Origin of the sequence: Thiolapillus sp., assembly GCF_048562965.1 — a bacterium.
Lineage (GTDB): Bacteria > Pseudomonadota > Gammaproteobacteria > Chromatiales > Chromatiaceae > Thiolapillus > Thiolapillus brandeum_A.
This window is the reverse complement of sequence record NZ_JBHNMF010000290.1, coordinates 1-4,292: the sequence shown is the minus strand read 5'-3', so window position 1 is coordinate 4,292 and position 4,292 is coordinate 1. Positions and strand designations below refer to the sequence as shown.

The 4,292-nt window shown below is 59.8% G+C and carries 6 protein-coding genes; all 6 read left to right on the top strand.

The window, feature by feature from the left end:
• The first annotated feature begins 156 nt into the window (after positions 1-156).
• The 6 genes from ACOCD2_RS13375 (at position 157) to ACOCD2_RS13350 (ending at position 4,219) form a co-directional block, all read left to right on the top strand.
• A complete protein-coding gene (locus tag ACOCD2_RS13375; RefSeq protein WP_293647479.1) occupies positions 157-762 on the top strand; it encodes a peroxiredoxin in 606 nt (201 codons plus the stop codon).
• A 103-nt stretch (positions 763-865) separates the two neighbouring features.
• Positions 866-1,414, top strand: a complete 549-nt coding sequence (gene ppa / locus ACOCD2_RS13370) for an inorganic diphosphatase (RefSeq protein ID WP_293647481.1) — start codon at positions 866-868, stop codon at positions 1,412-1,414.
• Positions 1,415-1,462: 48 nt separating this feature from the next.
• The gene (locus ACOCD2_RS13365; RefSeq protein ID WP_293647483.1) at positions 1,463-2,008 is read left to right on the top strand and encodes a metallophosphoesterase family protein; all 546 of its coding nucleotides are present in this window, start codon (positions 1,463-1,465) and stop codon (positions 2,006-2,008) included.
• Positions 2,005-2,490, top strand: coding sequence for a cyclic pyranopterin monophosphate synthase MoaC (gene moaC, locus ACOCD2_RS13360; RefSeq protein ID WP_293647485.1), 486 nt, complete (start codon positions 2,005-2,007; stop codon positions 2,488-2,490). The genes ACOCD2_RS13365 and moaC overlap by 4 nt, the downstream gene beginning before the upstream one ends.
• Positions 2,480-3,085: a ribosome biogenesis GTP-binding protein YihA/YsxC gene (gene yihA, locus ACOCD2_RS13355; RefSeq protein WP_293647487.1), complete on the top strand. Its 606-nt coding sequence runs from the start codon at positions 2,480-2,482 to the stop codon at positions 3,083-3,085. Before moaC ends, yihA begins: the two co-directional genes overlap by 11 nt.
• A gap of 3 nt (positions 3,086-3,088) precedes the next feature.
• On the top strand, positions 3,089-4,219 hold the full coding sequence (locus tag ACOCD2_RS13350; RefSeq protein ID WP_293647489.1) for a transporter substrate-binding domain-containing protein: 1,131 nt from the start codon (positions 3,089-3,091) through the stop codon (positions 4,217-4,219).
• Positions 4,220-4,292 lie beyond the last annotated feature (73 nt).

Genomic DNA, 4,292 nt, shown 5'->3' with positions numbered 1-4,292 from the left:
AGCAGCTTTGGATGAGAATTTTGCCAGGGTTTGCCCCAAACCCGGCAATCCCCCCGGAAATTCTCTGGTCACTGTGCTGCTGCGCATGGTGGCTTGAATAATTTCTGGGAAACTTCAGTAAAACAACAAACCTGCAATAATCTTTAGGAGAAAAACATGTCTGTACTGGTAGGCCGCGAGGCTCCCGACTTTACCGCACCGGCGGTGCTTGGCGATGGCAGCATCGTTGATGATTTCAATCTGAAGACTCACACCAAGGACAAGTACGCGGTGATCTTCTTCTATCCCCTGGACTTTACCTTTGTCTGCCCGTCCGAGCTGATCGCCTTCGATCACCGCCTGGACGAGTTCACCAAGCGCAATGTGGAAGTCATCGGCGTATCCATCGATTCGCATTTCACCCACAACGCCTGGCGCAACACCCCGGTCAACGAAGGCGGCATCGGCCCTGTGCGCTATCCCCTTATTGCCGACATGACCCATGGCATCTGCAAGGCCTATGATGTGGAAACCCCCGACGGTGCGGTTGCCTTCCGCGGTTCCTTCCTCATCGACAAGGACGGCGTGGTGCGTCATCAGGTGGTCAATGATCTGCCCCTGGGCCGCAACATCGACGAGATGATCCGCATGATCGACGCCCTGCAGTTCCACGAGACCCACGGCGAAGTCTGCCCGGCCGGCTGGAAGGAAGGCGACGAGGGCATGAAAGACACCCCGGATGGTGTCGCCAACTATTTGTCTAAGCACGCAGAAGAGCTCTGAACAGCTCCACGCCTGCGTTGAGCCGGCCTGCGGGCCGGCTTTTTGCTTTCTGTGAGGAAAGCACCCAAAATACCCGCAAGATACAGCCAAGGAGAGAGACCCAATGAATCTTGACCGCGTAACCCGGGGCAACAATGTCCCTGACGAAATCAACGTCATCATCGAGATCCCCGCCAATGCCGAACCTGTGAAGTACGAGGTGGACAAGGAATCCGGCGCTATGTTCGTGGACCGCATCCTGCGCACCGCCATGCGCTATCCGGTGAACTACGGCTACATCCCCCACACCCTGTCCGACGACGGCGACCCCTGCGACGTGCTGGTGCCCACGGCCTTCCCCCTGATACCCGGATCCGTGATCCGCTGCCGCCCCGTGGCAGTGCTCATCATGACCGACGAGTCCGGTGATGATGCCAAGGTGGTGGCTGTTCCCGCTGACGACATCACCGACCGCTGGTCTCACGTCAAGGACGTGGACGACATGCCCAAGGAACTCATGGAACGCATGGCCCATTTCTTCGAGCACTACAAGGACCTGGACGAAGGTAAGTGGGTACGCGTGCAGGGCTGGGAAGGAGCGGAATCGGCGCGCAAGGAAATTACCAATTCTGTTGCCATGTACGAAAAGGAACCCGAAAAGCCCCATTTCTAAGCCCGTTGCACCCTCTCCTCCGGGAGAGGACCGGGGAGAGGGAAGATCATGAAAATCTGCATCCTGTCCGACAGCCACGACCATATTCCCCTGCTGGAAGCCGCAGTGAAAGACGCCAAAGCCCTGGGCGCGGAAGCCGTGGTTCACTGCGGTGACGTGGTGGCGCCCAGCACCCTGGGCTGCCTGGAACAGTTTGGCCTGCCGGTCCATGTCATTCACGGCAACAACAGCGGCGACCTCTACGCCCTCACCCGCCTCAGCCACAAACCCGGCGGGGTGCTGCGCTACCATGGCATGGACGCGGGCATCGAACTGGGCGGGCGGCGCATCTTTCTGGTGCACTACCCCCACTACGCCCGGGCCATGGCCGCTACCGGCGACTGGGACCTGGTCTGTTGCGGCCACAGTCACAAGGTGGACATCGAGTGGCTGCCCAATGTTCACGGCGAGAAGACAGCCCTCATCAACCCGGGCACCGTGGGTGGCGTGGGCAAGCCCGTGGCCACCTGGGTACTCGGCGATCTCGACGCCATGACCTTCGAGGTCCATGAAGTCTCCAAATCCATCGAATTCGACCAGGCCAGAGAAGCATGAGCAAACTCACTCATTTTGACGAACAGGGGCAGGCCCATATGGTGGATGTGGGCGCCAAGGACTACACACACCGTATCGCGGTCACCAGCGGCCACATATCCATGGACCCGGACACCCTCAGGCTGGTCGTCCAGGGTGGCCACAAGAAGGGCGACGTCCTGGGTATCGCCCGGGTAGCCGGCATCATGGCCGCCAAGAAGACACCCGATCTCGTTCCCCTGTGCCACCCGCTGGCACTCACCCGTATCGCCATTGATTTCGATATCGATGCGGACCACAACCGCATTCACTGCCGTGCACGGGTGGAAACCCGGGGCCAGACCGGCGTGGAGATAGAAGCCCTGTGCGCCACCCAGGTGGCCCTGCTCACTATCTACGACATGTGCAAGGCCGTGGACCGGGGCATGGTCATCGGCGAGGTGCAGCTGGAGGAAAAGGCAGGCGGCAAATCCGGGCACTGGAAGCGCGGCCATGCAGACTGACAACTACTACCGCCAGGCAAGCTTCCTCACCAGCGCCGCGAAATTCAGCCAGTGTCTACCCGATGAGGGTTTTGAAGTCGCCTTTGCCGGTCGCTCCAATGCAGGCAAGTCCTCGGCCATCAACGTCATCTGCGACCACCGCGGCCTGGCCAAGACGAGCAAGACCCCCGGGCGCACCCAGCTCATAAACTTCTTCGAGCTGGACGAAGAACGCCGCCTGGTGGATCTGCCCGGCTATGGATACGCCAAGGTTTCCGTGAGCATAAAAAAAGACTGGCAGGGCAATCTGGCCATTTACCTGGAAAAACGCCAGTGTCTCAAAGGCCTGGTGCTGATGATGGACAGCCGTCACCCCCTCAAGGGTTTCGATGTGCAGATGCTGGAATGGGCCGCGCATATCGGACTTCCTGTGCACGTGTTGCTGACCAAAGCGGACAAGCTGAAAAAAGGGCCGGCTTCCGCCAGCTTTCACAAGGTGAAGTCGGCACTGAAAGAAATGGACGGCGAGTTCTCTGTGCAGCTGTTCTCCTCCCTGAAGAAAACCGGTGTCGCCGAAGCCCACCGCAAGCTCAACCAGTGGCTGGACCGCGCCTGACCCATGGCCGCCTGGCAACGGAATTTTCTGGTCAGGCCCTGTTTTCTTCTCCTGCTCCTCTGTCTCGGCGTACTGACAACCACCTCCGCTTCGGCCCATGACGTCCACCTGACCCAGTCCGAGGGGCGATGGCTGAAGGAACACCCCGTCATTCGCATCGGTCCGGACCCTGATTACCCTCCCTTCGAATGGCTGGACGGGAACGGGCATTACCAGGGTATCGCCGCAGACTATATCGCGCTGATCGAAAAAAAGCTGGGCGTTCACTTCCAGGTAGTGCCCACCCGCAACTGGTCCCAGGTCATCCGGCTGGCCAAGGAAAGAAAAATCGACCTGCTGCCCGCGCTGGCCCAGACCCGGCAGCGAAAATCCTACCTGCTTTTCACACAGCCTTATGACCGCATACCCGGCATCGTGGTATCCATCCAGGGATACGACAGCATCGACGACCTGCTGGGCAAGCGCATCGCCGTGGTCAGCGATACCTACTGGGACGACCTGCTGTCGGACAGGCAGATCGATATCCAGATCCAGCATGTCGACAGCGCCAAATTCGGCATGGAACTGGCTGCCATGGGTGCCGTCGACGCCATGGTTACCGATTTGGCTTCCGCCACCGCTATCATCAAACAGACCGGCATCAGCAACCTCCATGTCATCCGGGATCCCCGCAAGAGGCTCGGCTCGCTACATATCACCATGGGCGTACGCAGTGACTGGCCGGAACTGCGGTCCATCCTGGACAAGGCGCTGGCCAGCATTACCCCCCGTGAGCGCGAAGCGATCCGCAGCAAGTGGATCAGCATCCGGCAACCCGCTTTCTGGCTGGACAGGGATTTCCTCATTGGGCTGTTCGCCGTACTGAGCATAATCATCCTGCTCTTCGCCGGCGTCATCACCTGGAACCGGAGCCTCAGGCGCAGGGTCGAAGCCCGTACGCGGGAACTCAATGCCGCCCAGGCAAAGCTCATGCAGGCGGAAAAGATGGAGTCCATCGGACGCCTCGCCGCCGGCATCGCCCATGAAGTGAAAAACCCCCTGGCCATCATCCAGATTGGTATGGACTATCTCTCCCAGGAGATTCCGCCGCTGCCAGCCATGGAGAGCGAAGCGAAGGCTGGTAGACCCCAGTAGCCGCGAGGCCGCACTGTTTTCCCGGCGTGCCTTGCGCCAGAGGGAAAACAAAGTAGGCCTCCGAACGCGGCGT

Coding starts and splice junctions, on each gene's coding strand:
- ACOCD2_RS13375 (WP_293647479.1), top strand. CDS start 157: ATGTCTGTACTGGTAGGCCGCGAGGCTCCCGACTTTACCGCACCGGCG.
- ppa (WP_293647481.1), top strand. CDS start 866: ATGAATCTTGACCGCGTAACCCGGGGCAACAATGTCCCTGACGAAATC.
- ACOCD2_RS13365 (WP_293647483.1), top strand. CDS start 1,463: ATGAAAATCTGCATCCTGTCCGACAGCCACGACCATATTCCCCTGCTG.
- moaC (WP_293647485.1), top strand. CDS start 2,005: ATGAGCAAACTCACTCATTTTGACGAACAGGGGCAGGCCCATATGGTG.
- yihA (WP_293647487.1), top strand. CDS start 2,480: ATGCAGACTGACAACTACTACCGCCAGGCAAGCTTCCTCACCAGCGCC.
- ACOCD2_RS13350 (WP_293647489.1), top strand. CDS start 3,089: ATGGCCGCCTGGCAACGGAATTTTCTGGTCAGGCCCTGTTTTCTTCTC.